General features: G+C 62.6%; 11 protein-coding genes and 1 pseudogene. 2 read left to right on the top strand and 10 right to left on the bottom strand.

Annotation, left to right across the window (positions count from 1 at the left end; translation table 11 throughout):
- Nucleotides 1-127: 127 nt before the first annotated feature.
- From P6U28_RS06315 to P6U28_RS06300, 4 genes and pseudogenes are all read right to left on the bottom strand, one after another.
- Complete coding sequence (locus P6U28_RS06315; protein ID WP_244608027.1) at nucleotides 128-1408, bottom strand: TRAP transporter large permease subunit; 1281 nt, start codon at nucleotides 1406-1408, stop codon at nucleotides 128-130.
- Between the two features lie 219 nt (nucleotides 1409-1627).
- A pseudogene (locus tag P6U28_RS06310) lies at nucleotides 1628-2104 on the bottom strand (TRAP transporter small permease); the annotation flags it as partial.
- A 146-nt stretch (nucleotides 2105-2250) separates the two neighbouring features.
- Nucleotides 2251-3252: a DctP family TRAP transporter solute-binding subunit gene (locus P6U28_RS06305; protein WP_122404399.1), complete on the bottom strand. Its 1002-nt coding sequence runs from the start codon at nucleotides 3250-3252 to the stop codon at nucleotides 2251-2253.
- 198 nt (nucleotides 3253-3450) lie between these two features.
- Nucleotides 3451-4221 carry a methyltransferase domain-containing protein gene (locus P6U28_RS06300; protein ID WP_407121956.1) on the bottom strand — a complete coding sequence of 257 codons (771 nt, stop codon included), beginning with the start codon at nucleotides 4219-4221 and terminating at the stop codon, nucleotides 3451-3453.
- Between the two features lie 143 nt (nucleotides 4222-4364).
- Between P6U28_RS06300 and P6U28_RS06295 the strand changes: the two genes are divergently transcribed.
- Complete coding sequence (locus P6U28_RS06295; protein ID WP_122404401.1) at nucleotides 4365-5108, top strand: SDR family NAD(P)-dependent oxidoreductase; 744 nt, start codon at nucleotides 4365-4367, stop codon at nucleotides 5106-5108.
- Nucleotides 5109-5231: 123 nt separating this feature from the next.
- Here P6U28_RS06295 and P6U28_RS06290 read toward each other — a convergent pair whose 3' ends face one another.
- From P6U28_RS06290 to P6U28_RS06270, 5 genes are all read right to left on the bottom strand, one after another.
- Nucleotides 5232-5831: a hypothetical protein gene (locus P6U28_RS06290; RefSeq protein WP_407121955.1), complete on the bottom strand. Its 600-nt coding sequence runs from the start codon at nucleotides 5829-5831 to the stop codon at nucleotides 5232-5234.
- A 39-nt stretch (nucleotides 5832-5870) separates the two neighbouring features.
- On the bottom strand, nucleotides 5871-6500 hold the full coding sequence (locus P6U28_RS06285) for a hypothetical protein (RefSeq protein WP_244607692.1): 630 nt from the start codon (nucleotides 6498-6500) through the stop codon (nucleotides 5871-5873).
- On the bottom strand, nucleotides 6497-7540 hold the full coding sequence (locus P6U28_RS06280) for a TAXI family TRAP transporter solute-binding subunit (protein ID WP_122404403.1): 1044 nt from the start codon (nucleotides 7538-7540) through the stop codon (nucleotides 6497-6499). The genes P6U28_RS06285 and P6U28_RS06280 overlap by 4 nt, the downstream gene beginning before the upstream one ends.
- Nucleotides 7541-7603: 63 nt before the next feature.
- Entirely contained in the window at nucleotides 7604-9052 is a 1449-nt protein-coding gene (locus P6U28_RS06275; RefSeq protein WP_407121954.1) for a hypothetical protein, read from the bottom strand.
- Between the two features lie 565 nt (nucleotides 9053-9617).
- Nucleotides 9618-11252: a calcium-binding protein gene (locus P6U28_RS06270; protein ID WP_407121953.1), complete on the bottom strand. Its 1635-nt coding sequence runs from the start codon at nucleotides 11250-11252 to the stop codon at nucleotides 9618-9620.
- A gap of 1352 nt (nucleotides 11253-12604) precedes the next feature.
- Here P6U28_RS06270 and P6U28_RS06265 point away from each other — a divergent pair.
- Complete coding sequence (locus P6U28_RS06265) at nucleotides 12605-13993, top strand: MFS transporter (protein ID WP_122404406.1); 1389 nt, start codon at nucleotides 12605-12607, stop codon at nucleotides 13991-13993.
- A 4-nt stretch (nucleotides 13994-13997) separates the two neighbouring features.
- Here P6U28_RS06265 and P6U28_RS06260 read toward each other — a convergent pair whose 3' ends face one another.
- On the bottom strand, nucleotides 13998-15602 hold the full coding sequence (locus P6U28_RS06260) for a B12-binding domain-containing radical SAM protein (protein WP_122404407.1): 1605 nt from the start codon (nucleotides 15600-15602) through the stop codon (nucleotides 13998-14000).
- Nucleotides 15603-15697 lie beyond the last annotated feature (95 nt).

The raw sequence follows: 15697 nt of genomic DNA, 5'->3' as shown, positions 1-15697 counted from the left end.
CTGGCGGTTGGCAAGAAAAGGATACGTGGCCCGGATTGCGCGCAGCGCAATCCGGGATTCTCTTGCGTCAGGACGAAGCTCGCGGATTACGCTTGCACTCCATCCCATCTACGACGTTTTCGTCCGGCTACATCCCCAGCAGCCGTGGCAGCCACAACGACAGGCCGGGCCAATAGGTCACCACCACCAGGAATCCGAGCATGGTCAGGAGCCACGGCCACACCGCCACCGTGAGCTCGGTGATGCCCATCTTGGCGATGCCCGAGGCGACGTAGAGGTTGAGGCCGACGGGCGGATGGCACAGTCCGACCTCCATGTTGACCGTCATCAGGATGCCGAAATGAATGGGGTCGATGCCGAGCTTGACCGCGACGGGAAACAGGATCGGGGCCATGATCAGGATGATCGAGGACGGCTCCATCACGTTGCCAGCCAGCAGCAGCAGCAGGTTGACGAGCAGCAGGAAACCGATCCATCCCAGCCCCTGGTCGATCATCCATTGCGCCAGCGCCTGCGGCACGTTCTCGTAGGTCATCAGGAACGAGAACAACACCGCGTTGGTGATGATGTAGAGCAGCATCGCGGAAAGATTTGCCGACGACAGCAGCACACGCGGCACGTCGCGCAGCTTCAGATCCTTGTAGATGAACACCGCGACGATGAAGGCGTAGACCGCACTGACGGCGGCGGCTTCGGTCGGTGTGAACATGCCACTGTAGATGCCGCCGATCACGATCACGATCAGCAGGATGCCCCAGATCGACTTGCGGAAGGCGTCGAGACGCTCGATGAAGGTGGCCTTCGGCATCCGCGGATAGTCGTTGCGCCAGGCGCGATAGAACGTCGTGGCGCCGAGCAGCGAGGCGAGCGCAAGCCCCGGCACGATGCCGGCGATGAAGAGCTTGCCGACCGAACTGTTGGTCGAGACGGCATAGAGAACCATCGGGATCGACGGCGGAATGAGAATTCCGAGCGAGCCTGATGTCGTGATCACCCCCGCGCCGAACCGCTTCGGAAAGCCTTGCGCGACCATCGCGGGCAGGATCACCGATCCGATCGCCACCACGGTCGCCGGCGAGGAGCCGGAGATCGCGGCAAACAGCGCGCAGGCGACCACGCCCGACAGCGCGAGACCGCCGTACCAATGGCCGACCAGCGCGGTTGCGAACGTGATCATCCGGCGGGCCACGCCGCCATGGGTCAGGAAGTTGCCGGCAAGGATGAAGAACGGGATCGCCATGATCTCGAAATTCTCGATGCCGGTGAACAGCTTCAGCGCCACCGATTCCGTCCGCACGTCGGTCAGCGTGAACATGAAGCTGAGCACGGTCAGACCAAGCGCGATCGAGATCGGCATGCCCGTCAGCATCAACGAGAGCAGCAGTGCGAAAACGATGAGAACGCGCATCCCCTGCGGCAACGTGATGACGTGACCTGCATGCGCGAAGCACAGGGCGACGATCAAGACCGGCAGCAGCATCAGGATCCAGCCGAGCGGGCTGCGCTCGTCCCGGACGACTTGGCTGGACGTGACCGGGGCCGGATGCACCGGGTCCGCCTCGACACCTTCGACGCCCGCCGTGTCGTGATGCGGCAGCTCGCCGGTCCGGTAGAACGACCAGGCGACCTGCAGGAAGCGGAAGCACATCAAGCCGGAGCCGAGCGGGATGGTGAGATACACCATCCACATCGGCGCTTCGAGATCGTTGGACTGCTGACCGGTCTGCCACATCTGGCTGACGAACGCGGCGCCGAAATAGGCGACGATGGCGGTGAACAGCGCGCCGCAGAGAAGGCCGAAGGTGATCACGCGCCGGCGCGATCCGCCCGGGAGGATATTGACCAGGACGTCGACGCCGACATGGATGCCGGTCCGCACGCCGTAGGCGGCGCCGAATTTCGCCATCCAGATGAACATGTAGATGCAGAGCTCCTGCGCCCAGGACAGGTCGAGCGAGGCAAGCCAGGCGAACGCGGCGCGCGCGGACCCGGCGAGAAAGGCCAGGTTGCGGGCTTCCGCCCATCTGGCGATGTCGATCGACAGTCCGGCGCCGTAGCGATGCAGCACCGCGACGAAGATGAGCGACGTCGCAGCCGCGATCATCGTCGCAATCAGCCATTCCTCGAGATGATCGAGAAAACGATTCAGCAAGCGCAGCAACTTGGTCCCCCCGGGTTGGATCATTCAAGCGCAACGGCCGGGAGCGATCACCCCCGACCGTTGGTCGTGTTCTTATTGGACCGCAGCCGTCAGTTCATCTTGACGTCGAGTTCCTTGGCAATGAGATCGAGCACCTCCTGCCCGACCCGCCCCTTGGCCCATTTGTAAGTCGGCTGCAACGCCTCCTGCCACGCCTTGCGGTCGGCGTCGGTGAGATAATGCAGATTGGTCTTGCCGGTCTTCTTGATCTCGGCCAGCGCATCCTCGTTCTCCTGGCGCGCGATCGAGTTGGTGTAGTCGGTCGCCTCCGCCATCGCCTTGTCGAGCTGGGTACGGATATCAGGCGGCAGGCCGGACCAGAATTTCGAGTTGACGATCACGGCGTATTGCAGATGCGCGTGATAGGACACGGTGATGTCCTTCTGCACCTCGTAGAACTTCTGCGTCAGATAGTTCGACGCCGTGTTCTCGCAGCCGTCGACCACGCCGGTCTGCAAGGCCTGGTAAACTTCCGAGAACGCCATGATCTGCGGAATCGATCCCAGCAAGCGGAAATACTGGTCGGCGATCTTCGAACCGGAGATGCGGAACTTGAGGCCCTGGAAATCGGTCGGCTTCATCAGCGGCCGATTCGCGGAGACCATGTGGAAGCCGTTGTCCCAATAAGCGAGGCCGGTGATGCCCTTGGCCTCGAGCTTCTGGAACAGCCATTTGCCGACCGTACCCTTCATCGCGTTGGCGTAGGTCTGGTCGTCCTTGAACAGCCAGGGCAAGTCGAGCGCCTCGAACTCCTTGATGCCGAGCGGGGCGAACTTCGCGGTCGAGGGCGCAAGCATCTGCACCGAACCGAGCTGCAGCGCCTCGATCTCCTCCTTGTCCTTGTAGAGCGTGGAGTTCGGATAGACTTCGACCTTGACCTTGCCGTCGGTGTATTTTTCAGCGAGCTCCTTGAACTTCAGCGCGCCCTTGCCCTTGGGGGTGTCGCTGGCGACGACGTGGCTGAACTTGATGACAATAGGACTCTGGGCTTGGGCAATGGCGGGAGCCAAGAGAACAGCCGCGGCAGCGACCGCGGCAAACAGCTTGCGCATGAAGGTACCTCCCAACAACTCTGAAATCGGGTTCTTTTTGTTTTTCAGGCCAGTAGTGGCAGCAATCCGCCACGCGAACAACTAGACCTAAGCCCAATTTTGTCGAAGCCAAGCTAACTTGACGACCGCCGCATGCGCAACCCGGTGCCCGCGCGCGTCCAAGGGAGCGAGCGCTTATGCCGCATTGCGGCAGTGCAATCAGCCTTTGCGCTGGGCGACCATGAAGAGGCGCCGGAACGGGAACAGCGTCTGCCCCGCCGCATTCTTCGGATAGGCCTTTGCGACGCGCATCCCATAGGCGGCTTCGAACGCCGCTTTCTCATCGCCTTGCAAGACATCGAGATAGCGCGTCAGCCAGGTCCCCTTGGTCCATTCCTTCACGGGGTTCTCGCCTTCGAGCACCTGCAGATATTCGGTCTCCCAGATGTCGATGTTGGCCGACATCGGCGCGAGAAGATCATGATAGAAGGCCGGCCCTTCCACCGGCGGCGGGGTGACGAGATGCTCCACGTTGGATCGCCACGGACCGTCTAGCGCGGTCTCGCCGATCAGCACATGCGAAGGCGCGAGAAAATTGCGCGGCATCTGCACCGCGAGCATGCCGCCACGCGTCACCTTCTCCATCAGCGACGGAAACAGTGCCGCATGATCGGGCAGCCAGTGCAGTGCGGCATTGGAATAGATCAAGTCGTAGTGCTGTGTGGGGCGCCAATGGCCGAGATCCTCATGCGACCACTCCACATCAGGCGCGGCCTTCCGTCCCGCGGCAACCATCTCAGCCGAGCCCTCGACGCCAGTCACACGTGCATCCGGCCAGCGCTCCCTGATCAATTTGGTGACGTTGCCTGCGCCGGCGCCGAGATCGGCGATGGCGCGCGGGGCAAAATCCGGAATCCGCATCAACAGATCGACGGCGGGCCGGAGCCGATGGCCGGAGAACTTCAGATATTGCTGCGGATCCCAGACCATCTTCGCCTCTTCTTTTTCGGGTTTCCTTCGCCAGAGCTCTTGGTTACCACTGCTCGTCCCGGTCGGGCAATTCGCAAGCCTCCGGGACAGGGCAGGAAACGAACAGCAAAAAAGTAAAGCAACAACCAAGAGAGCGTGTGACCATGGACCTCGGGCTCAAATCGAAAACCGCTGTCGTCACGGGTGCGAGCATCGGCATCGGCCGCGCCATTGCCAAGGGCCTGGCGGCCGAAGGCGTGCGTGTCGTCGGCGTGGCGCGCCGCACCGATCTGCTTGCCGAGCTAGTGAAAGAAGTCGGAGGCGGATTGATCACGCCGTTCGAGCAGGACGTGATGGCCAAGGGCGCCGCCGAGAACATCGCGGCCTTCGCGCTGAAGGAGTTCGGCCACGTCGACATCCTCGTCAACAATGCCGGCGGCAGCCGTCCCCTCCCCGTCGACGCGCCCGACGGCAAATGGGACGAGGCGATCGCGCTCAACTTCACCAGCTACCGCCGCATCGCCCATGCGTTGCTGCGGCAGATGATCGAACGCAAATGGGGCCGCATCATCAACATCACCGGCAAGTCCGAGCCGGAAGGCCTCAATGCCGCCTTCGCCGCCAAGGCCGCCGTGCATGCCTGGGCCAAGGGCCTATCACGCGAGATCGGCGCCCACGGCATCACCATCAACTGCATCCCGCCCGGCCGCATCATGAGCGAACAGATCCGCCGCAACTATCCGCCGGATTATCGCGAGCGCTTTGCCGAAGAAGAAATCCCGGTCGGCTATTGGGGCGAGCCGGAGGATCTGGCGGCACTCGCGGTGTTTCTGGCCTCGCCTGTGGCGCGCTACATCACGGGCGCGGTGATCCCGGTGGATGGGGGCTTGCGGAGGTATCAGTTCTAGGGCGGGGCCTCTTGGCCACCGTCTGGCACGCCGCCGACAGTCGGTCTGACCGTCAGCGGCCACTCGGGTCGGGACGGCATGTTGTGCCAGCTGCACTCCCGACGGCCGCATTACCGCCTGACCTCACGGTTTGACGTAGCTCCAGCCCTGCTCCTGCAGCTCCATGACGCGAACGACGCCAGATTTGACGACGGTCGCCTGTGGAATCAGGCTTATGTCCTTGTTCTCCGCCTTACGCATGTTTTCCCGGGTATTGCCGCAGGCTTTGAAAGAGATTTCGGGATGGCTCATCGCGAGCACTTCAATGCGCGGCTTTACCGGCGAAGTGTCATCGCGCAGCATGTGAAGGCCAGGACCAAAGGTGACGACCTCGATCGACACTGCCTCACCGAGGTCGTGGTAGTATTCGGCGACGTTGGTCGCGTTGTTGAGGACCAGGTTCATCATCGCAGGGTCGTTGGAATTGACCTGCAATATGAGCTGATGCGGCTTTTTGTCGATCTCGGGTTTTGTCGCCTGAGCCAGCGCCGCCCTTGTCGCGGTGATTTGCTTGCTCGTGTGAGTCTGCCCCGGCTTGCTCGCCTGCTTCTGGACCGAATGCTTCGGACGGCTCGCTTGGCTCGTCGCGCTCGACTGCGGGATCAACCGGTTGTCCTGCTGCGCCTGCGCGCTCGGTTCGACCAGAAGCAGCATCGCCAGGCCGCTGATGACTGCCGCCGCCAACTTTGGATTGTTCATCTCGTGTCTCCCCTTCCCTGACCATCACCTTGCTGGTCTGGCGACGCTATGTGGCCATTTGCATGCAACCGCCATTTTCTTGCGCACGTTTTCGAATCCGCTGAGCAGGAATTGTCCGTCTTGCGCCGGACCAGTGCGGGTGAAAAGGCGCACAACGATGTGACCATCCTCGGGTAGCGAGCTCAGCAACTTTACGACGTCGCCGCCGAAAGCGACGCCGGAGCCGAATGACGGCGACGCTGCCGTCAATTGCATTGGCGTGTCCGCATTCAGCCGAAAGGAGATGACGTATTCGTTGGCGCTCCGTGACAGCGCCGGTCCGGCGACCGTGACTTCCGTGCGCCCTCGGCGGCAGTGGATCGCGAGTTGCATCGTGCCACCATCCGAGCTGCCGACGGACGAGGTGGTGGCGGTGACGACCGGTGAATAATCGACTGGCGAGGTGGTCTCGCTGATCAGCCAGCCACCGTCTGACGCCCGCCGCCCGGGCGGCGGAAGCTTGCCTGACAGATCTTGCGGACATTCCTGCCGGGCTTGCCCCTCCGTCGCCGAACAAGCCCGAAGTGTTTCCATGGGATCGCTCGTGTTTTGCGCATAAGCGATTCCGCAGGCTACGTTCAAGGCGACGGCTAGCGGAGGAGCGGCACTCTTCATGGCCTCGCCTGTACGCTGCGCGCCTTGCGATCCAGCCATTCCTGCGCGGCTTGGAAGCGGGTGAGCCCGGGGACGGATGCCGCGAGATTGATCGACTGCCATTTCGGATCGAAACCGGGTCCCTGCAGGCGGTCAATTCGCGAGAACAGGTACTCGACGAGGCGCGCCACGCGTTGATAGTGATTTGAGCGCGGCGGCCAGTTGAACGCAACCAGCGCCGTCGGCACCGCGATGGTCGAGACCCGCTCACCTGGCTTGATCAGATTGGGATACTCGTTGGCGTCCAAGGTCGCCGGCAGATAATAGTCCTCGAACTGCCTGTCGTAGTGGACCGGGAGGAACTTGAATCCAGCCTCCCAGCGGCCCCGTACGAAGGCATCGACGGGTTTCGATGTGATGAACACGACGGCCGACATCTCGCCTTTGCGCATCTGTTCCAAGGCCACCTGATGCGGAATGAACGTCTTGTCGACGTCGATGCCGAGACGGCTGAAGATCAGCGGTCCAGAATAGGCGGCTGCGGTGCCCAGCGTGTTGAAGTTCACCTTCTTGCCGGCAAGATCTTGCAGGCTCGTGATTTCCGGTCGCACGAAAATGTGCAACTCGGACGGGAACAGATTGAGCAAGTAGGTGATGCGGCTTTGGATCTGCGGAACCTGAAGCTTGTACTCGTCCAGCGCGTCGGAATTGATGATGGCTGTATCGACACCACGCAAATAGAGCAGCGCATTCAGATTGTCGGTGGCGCCTCGGGTGACGATCGGCAGGAGATGCAGCTCTGCTCCGTCATCGACGACACGGGCCATTTCCGCCGCAAGGCGGATCGGCGCGCCCTCGAGCAGCCCGCCGGCGAGCCCGACTGTCCAGGCGTTCATCCGCTGCTTTTCGCTCTCCTGAGAGAGCGGCCGTCGGACTATTTGTGCATCCGTCTTGGCGGTTCTTGCGGTTTGTGCTTCCAGGCAAGCCGGTTGAAGCAGCATGGCAATCGGCACCAGCGCGGCCAGCAGGAGCGACGAGAGCGACTTTGGCACCTTGTTCATGTTGTTTCTTTCCGGATGACCCACCGCAACCACTCGTTCCAGTCGAAACGCAAAAGCCCACTTTCAGTGATGCAATGCGTCCAGTCGTTCCTTGGCTCCGCGAATACCGCTCCTCTGTGCCTTCGCGTAGAGCTCTCGCGCCTTAGCCGCCTCGCCGCGCGTTCCATAGGCACCCCAGGCGGACAGAACCGCCGGATCATATGTCTCCGCCAGCATGAAGATTGCCTGCGCAATGTTCTTCTCGGCAGCGAGCTCGAGTACAATCCGCGCTGCGCCAATGTTGCCCTGATCGAGCAACGCTCTGGCACGCGGGATCAATCGGGCCTCCACCTCGTCTTGCCCTGGACTCATCGGCGGCTCCGCTGCGATCACGTTCTGCGCCGTCGACGCGATTGTGCCTTCGTTTCTTTGCTCTATCGGGGCGCGCTCATCGATGCGGCGCGATATCGAGGCGCGGTCTCTCTGCCTGGCTTCGGTCCTGCTCCGCTCCTGTTGCAGCGACTGCCGCAGTTCGGCAATCTCTCGGTTCGCGGCCTGTCTCTGCTGCGAGACCGCATCGTTCGCCTCGCGCAATTGCCCGTTCAGGATTTCGATGTCCCGGCGCGCTTCCGCAAGTTTGCCCTCCAGCGCGGCAGCCTTGGCCTCTTCGAGGGAACGACGTTGTTGCTCGGCGTTCATCGCCGTCGAACGCGCGGCGTCCGCCTGCTGCACGAGGGCTGCGTTCCTTTCGCGCTCCTGCTGCAGCGACTGCCGCAGTTCCGCGATCTCCCGTCCGGCCGCTTCGCTTTGCTCCGCCGCCGCACCGTCGGCCGCAAGCGATCCGCGAGGTATGCCGGCAAGTTCGCTCGCGAGTGCCGCGGCGCGCGACTGCGCCTCGTAGCGCTCTTGCTCAGCGCTTGCCGTTGCTGCCTGCGCGGCGCTCACCTGCTTCGCCAGGACGGCGCTCTTTTCCTGCTCCTGCTGCAGGGACCACCGCAGTTCGGCGATCTCCCGCGCCGCCGCATCTCTCTGCTGCGCGGCCACCTCGTCCGCGTTGCGCGCCTGTGCGATTCGGGTTTCGATTTCGCGGCGGGTTCCGGCAAGTTCGTTCGCGACCGCGGCGCTGCGGGCTTGCTCCTGTTGAAGAGACTGCCGCAGCTCCTCCGCAGCCATTTCCGCTGTGTGCGTGTGCTGGATCGCCTCATCAAGCTCCTTGCGCGCGCCGGCCAGCTCACCGGAGAGTGCGTCGTTGCGCGGAGCGTCTGCGTCGAGCCCTTGTCGAGGTCCCACCGTGCTTGCCGGCATCGCCTGCATCAGGGCCCCCGTCGCTTCGCCTTGAAGGAGTGCTAGCGATCCGCTCGCGATTTCAGGCCGCCGGTCGAGGTCGGCGGCGCTCTCGCGGTCGATGCGCGTCATTTCCGGAATCGTCTGTGCCTTGAACGGGTCGAACGCACCGAGCAGGGCCGCCCCAACGAAGATGAGGGGGACCAGAACGACAGCCGCAACGAGCGAACTGCCCGATTTTGCCTCCACGGGATCGACATCCTCGGTCTCGGGACACCAATGAGTCGGTGACAAGCAGATCGGCGAGCCGTCCTTCGCGACCCATCTACCCGTCTCGGGCAACCGGTGACCGACCTCAACAGCCCCCGCCGCGTCTTCTATCCGAGTGTTCTCTCGCCCCCTCGGTGCAGTATCGATTGATCGGCGCATGGATCACGCCTCTCTCAAGTGCAACTCCAATGGAGCGATCACTTGGCCTGTGCGCATGGTTTCGGTACCCATCAGAACACGCGTAGATAGTGATGCTGCGCCGCGGCAAGGCGCTCAAATTAAATAGATAAATTAACTTAAATCCATATAATTTTGCTCATGCGCAAAAGTCAAATTAAATCGTCGCCGGCGCGGGCTGGCCCCGGCCCGCTCACGCACTCTCTGGCGAACAAAGCAAGCCTCTCTTTATGGGAGCTTTATGGGAGAGCTGCCACTCGAACCTCGCTCGCGAACCACTGACAAGACCGTGGAATGCACTCCGCCTCGTGGCGGCATGAATGCTGCCTCCGTCCTCGACCGACAGCTAAGCAACGAGACACTTGGCTCAGGCCATTAGCAGGTCCTGATGGGGCGCGAAGATGAAGTCCTCGGGCCTGAGCGCTTCCTCGCTATGCACGACCACGTCGTTGCCCGGGCTGAACGTGATCGTACTCTCATGCGTTGCGGGATCGAACTTTGAGATGCTGAGATCACTGAAATCCGCGATGCCGAGCGCAGAGACATCGATGTGATCGGATCCCAAGTTCGACAGCGCCTGCCCGAAATCCTCGATCCTGTCGTGGCCGCTGTCGAAATTGAACACGAACGTATCGTTCCCACCATTGGCGAAGCCGAGCATCACCTGCGCATCGCCCCAGATGTCGTCATTTCCAGTGCCGCTTACCAGCTTGTCATTGCCGCCGCTTGCGTAGTCGGACATCGATTTGGCATCGCCGACGAGAGTGGTCTCGTAGCTGCCCGCCGGATGCGGATTGGGATCATCGCCGCCGACCAGCGTGTCGTTCCCGCCATGCGCGTGGCCCGACATGGTCGACGCATCCCCGTACGCCTGATTGGCGAGCTGGGAAAAGACGTTGCCGCCGATATAGGTGTCGTCGCCGCCGACGGCCTGATCCCCCATGTTGCCGCCGGCATCGCCGTAGAAGACATTTTGGTCTTGCGTGCCCGAAGCCTGGAAGGTGTCATTGCCGCCGTGGGCGCCATCGGACATGTCACCCGCGGCATCGCCATAGAACGTGCTCCCGCCAAGACCGGTCTTGTTGAAGGTGTCGTCCCCTCCGCGGGCCAGACCGGACATGTTCCCGCCCGCATCGCCGGCAAAGACGTTGCGATCGGCGAGTGTCGCATCGCTCGAGTCGTTGAACGTGTCGTTTCCGCCGGCGGCGGAAGCGGACATGTTTCCACCGCCGTCGCCAAAGACGAAGTTGAACGGGTTGATCCCGCTCACAGCAAAACTATCATTACCACCGGCTGCATGGCCGGCCATGTCGCCTCCGGCATCACCATAGAGATGATTGTTGTACTCGGATCCGCTCGCGGTGAAGCTGTCGCTTCCGCCGCGGGCATACCCGAACAGGCTTCCACCGGCGTCGCCATAGAACTCAAAAGTGCTATCCGGTCCGGTGTGACCAACGAAGGTGTCGTTACCGCCGACTGCGCGATTGATCAGATTGCCGCCGGCATCTCCATACACGGCGACGGTTTGGTGCCCGCCACCGGAAACGCCGAAATGATCATCACCTCCACGGGCTTGACCGGCCAATGTTTCGCCTGCGTCGCCATAGGCATTCGCTCTCACACCGGGCGTGAAGGCCAGCGGCAGTTCGACATTGAGGCTGTCGTTGCCACCAAGGGCCCGATCCGAGATGCTGCCTCCGGCATCACCGTACATGCTCAGAATGAAAGTCTCGCCGGGGACGATGGCAGACGCCGGCACATCGGCGGACAACGTGTCGTTGCCGCCCAGCGCGCAATCAGAAATGTTTCCGCCCGCATCACCAAACAGGCTTCCGGATCCGGAAGTCAGCAAGGTGTCGTTGCCGCCGACCGCGCGGTCGCGCAAGTCCACGCCGGCATCTCCGAACAGCATGTTGGTCGGATCGGAACCGACCAGTGTCTGGGCTCCGCCGTGCTGTCGGCCCGTGAGTGATCCATTCGTATCGCCAAATAGAATAGCCACGTGCCCCTCCCTCGCAATTGCGGGTTCGTGCAGGATGTGGCGCTAACGTTTACAACGTATCGTTTTCTAAATTAAATCACAATTTTTAATAAAATTGAATTAGTCTTTTAAATCAGGGCGGGCGTCAAAATAAGAGCGGGGAACAGCGGTGGTTCAGCCGACGGTCCAGCTCACCCGCCCACCCCCGCTAAAGCCTCGATGATGCTACATCGCAATTCACCCGCACTCGGTAAGCAGTCCCGCCTGATCACACCGGATTTCAGCCAAGCACGCTGCGTTCCTGCGGTTAAATGACAAAGCCCGTACATCGCATGGAATATAGGCTCGGCGCCGCGAATATGCGTATCTGACCGTGTTCTCGTCGCGTCTCGGAGCCGAGGAGTGACCGATGCGCATTGCATTGCCGTACTTAGGAATTGGCGTCTGCTTGTCTGTTGCAACCTGGTTGGCGCTGGGGCTTCTACTCTAGCGGCGGTTTCCCGCAGACGAATTCGGAAGCGACTTGGGCTCTCGCTCGAAATCACGATCCAGCGGCGGTTTGATCCTTGCCGTGTCCCCGGACCGCGGTCGGGCCACGTCTCCTGCCGTGCGTGTCGGCTATTTCATATTTTTTCAATGAACCTGTGCTAACCGTCATTTAACTAAACCTGTAGGTTGAGCCCATTTTGTTTTCGCCCGACGTCGATCATTGTTTAATAGTCACAGTTTAGGGGCGCGTCATGAGTACTCGTGGCCAGGTGTGCGACCGTATGGTGGTTCTGCGTCAGCGTGTCTCGTCACTCAGCTCTCAATTGGCAGAGCTTCAGAACCTGCGTACCCGACTGGAAAAGGCCGAGGAAAGACGAAGCCGCAGACGTTCAAAAGTCACTGGTATCTGGCCGATGCGGCGCCGATTTTGGCAGTAGCGGCGAGTCGACAGCCGCAAGCCCGCCATCGGTGGTCGATCCGACCGTGACGGACATGCGTTAGGGGCGACGGCTCTGGACGTCGCCGCGACGACTATACAGCGTCGACGCGCGCATGCTGGTCCTTCCGAGCGTCCTGCCACGATTTCATCCTGCCTGTGTTTTGCCCGACGCGTCAACTTGATCGCGGCCGCGAATGTCATCGCAAGGCAGTTGGAAAATTCCCTTATAGATCAAGGGCTCTTCTACTGTGCATGGGGTTGTTTTTCGACTTTTTGCTTTGAACGTCGTGACCAGCACCGAAAGCAGGCGAAGCGGCGCGCTCGCCCTGCCCTTTCCGCGGCGCGTGCGGCATCGGCGCATACACAGCATGCACGCATAAGCCTGTGGCCGGCCGCCGAGCCGTAGTACAGGCATAGCCTGCCGCCGGAGCAACGCGCCAACGCAATGACAATCACGTTACCTGCCGCCGCGCGCGAACCCGCTCCGCCGATCGCCGACGGCGTTCCGGCCGCGCAACGGCGCTGGGCGATTGCCGCGATCTTCACCGCGCTGGCGATGGCTTCGCTCGATACCGCGATCGCCAACATCGCCCTGCCCGCCATCGCCGCCGATCTGCATGTCAGCCCGGAGCAGTCGGTCTGGGTGGTCAACGTCTACCAGATCGCACTGGTGGCGACGCTGCTGCCGCTCGGAGCGCTCGGCGAGATCGTCGGGCATCAGCGCATCTATCTCGGCGGCCTTATCCTGTTCACCATCGCCTCGCTGCTCTGTGCGGTGGCATGGTCGCTGGAGAGCCTCCTGGTCGCGCGCACGCTGCAAGGATTGGGCGCGAGCGGCATCATGAGCGTCAACACCGCGCTGGTGCGCTTCGTCTATCCGGGGCGGATGCTCGGCCGCGGCTTCGGCCACAACGCGCTGGTGGTCGCGACCGCCTTTACCTTCGGGCCCTCGATCGCCTCCGCGATCCTGGCGCTCGGCCCGTGGCCCTGGCTGTTCGCCGTCAACATCCCGTTCGGCCTCATCGCCATCGGCATCGGCTTTGCGATGCTGCCGAAGACGCCGCGCGCCGATCACGGCTTCGACTTTCTCGGCGCGATCCTCGCCGCCGCCTGCCTCGGCCTGTTCATCACCGGCATTGGCAGCGCAGCGCATAACCTGTCGCCGATCGTCGTGGGCGTTGAGCTGGTCACGGCCCTCGCGCTCGGCTTCATCCTGACGCGGCGCCATGCCGAGCATCCCGCGCCGATGCTGCCGATCGACCTGTTCAGCCGTCCGATGTTCGCGCTGTCGGCGGCGACCGCGGTGTGCTCCTTCGCGGTCCAGGGCCTCGCTTTCGTCTCGCTGCCGTTCTATTTCGAGGACGTGCTCGGCCGCTCGCAGGTCGAGACCGGATTCTTCATGACGCCATGGCCGCTGGTGGTCGGCATCATGGCGCCGATCGCAGGCCGCCTGTCGGACCGTCATGCGGTCGGCCTGCTCGGCGGCATTGGGCTGGTGCTGCTCGGCCTCGGCATGGCGCTGCTCGCGACGCTTCCGGCCAACCCCGCCATCGCCGACATCATCTGGCGGATGGTGATCTGCGGCATGGGGTTCGGCTTCTTCCAGGCGCCGAACATGAAGGCGGTGATGTCGAGCGCGCCGCCGCATCGCAGCGGCAGCGCCTCCGGCATCGTCGCGACCGCGCGCCTGACGGGACAAACCACCGGGGCCGCGCTCGCCGCCTTGTGCTTCGCGCTCGCCGGACACGACGGTGCGACACTGGCGCTGGCGCTCGGCGCCGGCTTTGCGGCGCTCGGCAGCGTGATGAGCTTCTTGCGGCTTGCGGTGAAGTAAGCCGTCAGGCCGCCGTCACGCCGACAGCCGCCGGAGTGACGGTCTCGTTATCCAGCGCAGCCAAGCGCGCGTCGATGGCCGCGATGACCTTGCGCGAGAACGGTCCGAGATGCGCATAGGCCGCGATCATCTGCACGGCGATGCGCGCCGATGACGTGTCGCGCTTGGCGCAGTTCATGAAGGTCTGCCAGAGCGGCCCCCGCGCCTCGGGAAGGGCGGTGACCACCTTGTGCACCGTCTCCATCGCCCCGAGCCTGGCGCGGATGTCTCCTTCGGCGAGCTCGGCGCGCTGCCGGGAACGGTCGAGCAGTGTCATCAAACGATCGACGCGTGCTGCATAGGCCGCCGGGCTGTAGATGTGTTCCAGCACCCGCTTGTAGTCCAACAGGATGTCGCGCAGCGGGCGGACCGGATCGAAGTTGATGCCGGCCGTGCACTGATCGGCGCCGATGGTCGGCGCCACGTCGTGGCCCTGATGCAGCCGGCCTTCGCGCTCGAGCCGGCGCGTGAGCTGCGTGTTCGGCAAGGCATAGAGCAGGCCGACCATGGCGACGGGAATCGCCGCCTCCTCGATGAACTCGATCATGGACTCCGCCATCGAGACACTCTCGTTGTCGAAGCCGACGATGAAGCCCGCGGTGACCAGCATGCCGGCGGCGTAGATCTTGTGGATGCTCTCGGCGATGTTGCGCCGCGTATTCTGCTTCTTCCGCATCGCGACAAGCGTCGCCGGGTCCGGACTTTCGATGCCGACGAAGATGCCGAAGAAATTCGCCGCGCCCATCAGCTCCAAGAGTTCCGGATCGTCGGCGAGGTTGACCGAGGCTTCCGTGGAGAATTCGAAGGGGTAGCCGTGCGCACGCTGCCATTCGGCGAGCCTTGGCAGGAATTGCCGCAGCGACTTCTTGTTGCCGATGAAATTGTCATCGACGAAATCGAGATGGCCGCGGTAGCCCATCTCGTAGAGCGTCTCGAGCTCGACGAACATCTGCTCGATCGTCTTGGTCCGCGGCACGCGCCCATAGAGCTCGATGATGTCGCAGAATTCGCAGGTGAAGGGACAGCCGCGCGAATACTGGACACCGAGATAGAGATAGTCCTCGAAATTGAGCAGGTCGAAACGCGGCACCGGCGTCTTGGTGACGTCGGCCTGGAATTTCGGCGCGGTGAAGACGCCGGACCGCGCACCACTTTCCCAGGCCGCGATGAATTGGTCGATGACGCTCTCGGCCTCGCCGAGCACCTGGAAATCGGCCCGCTCATAGATGTGGGGGCTCGAGGTGGGATCGGGGCCGCCGACCACCACCGGCTTGCCAGCCGCGCGGCAGAGCTCGATCAGGCGCAGCGTGTCGGCCTGCTGCGGCAACATTCCGCCGGTGAAGACGACGTCGGCCCAGGCAAGATCCTCGTCGCCGAGCGGTGCCGTGTTGCAATCGATCAGCCGGACCGTCCAGCTCTGGGGCAACATCGCGGCAACGGTGATCAGGCCCAAAGGGGCGGCGGGACGCTTGACGCCCATCACTTTGCAGGATTCGCCAAAGCTCCAGAAGGACTCTGCCGAGAACAGCGGGTAGAGCATCAGTACGTTGCAGGGACTCGGCACGTTCATGGAACTCCTGTTGGCGGCGGGGCAGTGTACCAAAGTGCCCTCATCTTGCACCCCGGCAAAAAGGACAAACTGTGGCCTCTGCACGGCAATCCGCC

Source organism: Bradyrhizobium sp. STM 3561, assembly GCF_045571455.1.
Taxonomy (GTDB): Bacteria; Pseudomonadota; Alphaproteobacteria; order Rhizobiales; family Xanthobacteraceae; genus Bradyrhizobium; species Bradyrhizobium vignae.
This window is presented reverse-complemented; position numbering and strand designations above follow the sequence as displayed.

Coding starts and splice junctions, on each gene's coding strand:
- P6U28_RS06280 (WP_122404403.1), bottom strand. CDS start 7,540: ATGAACAAGGTGCCAAAGTCGCTCTCGTCGCTCCTGCTGGCCGCGCTG.
- P6U28_RS06285 (WP_244607692.1), bottom strand. CDS start 6,500: ATGAAGAGTGCCGCTCCTCCGCTAGCCGTCGCCTTGAACGTAGCCTGC.
- P6U28_RS06295 (WP_122404401.1), top strand. CDS start 4,365: ATGGACCTCGGGCTCAAATCGAAAACCGCTGTCGTCACGGGTGCGAGC.
- P6U28_RS06315 (WP_244608027.1), bottom strand. CDS start 1,408: ATGCGCGTTCTCATCGTTTTCGCACTGCTGCTCTCGTTGATGCTGACG.
- P6U28_RS06300 (WP_407121956.1), bottom strand. CDS start 4,221: ATGGTCTGGGATCCGCAGCAATATCTGAAGTTCTCCGGCCATCGGCTC.
- P6U28_RS06265 (WP_122404406.1), top strand. CDS start 12,605: ATGACAATCACGTTACCTGCCGCCGCGCGCGAACCCGCTCCGCCGATC.
- P6U28_RS06260 (WP_122404407.1), bottom strand. CDS start 15,602: ATGAACGTGCCGAGTCCCTGCAACGTACTGATGCTCTACCCGCTGTTC.
- P6U28_RS06305 (WP_122404399.1), bottom strand. CDS start 3,252: ATGCGCAAGCTGTTTGCCGCGGTCGCTGCCGCGGCTGTTCTCTTGGCT.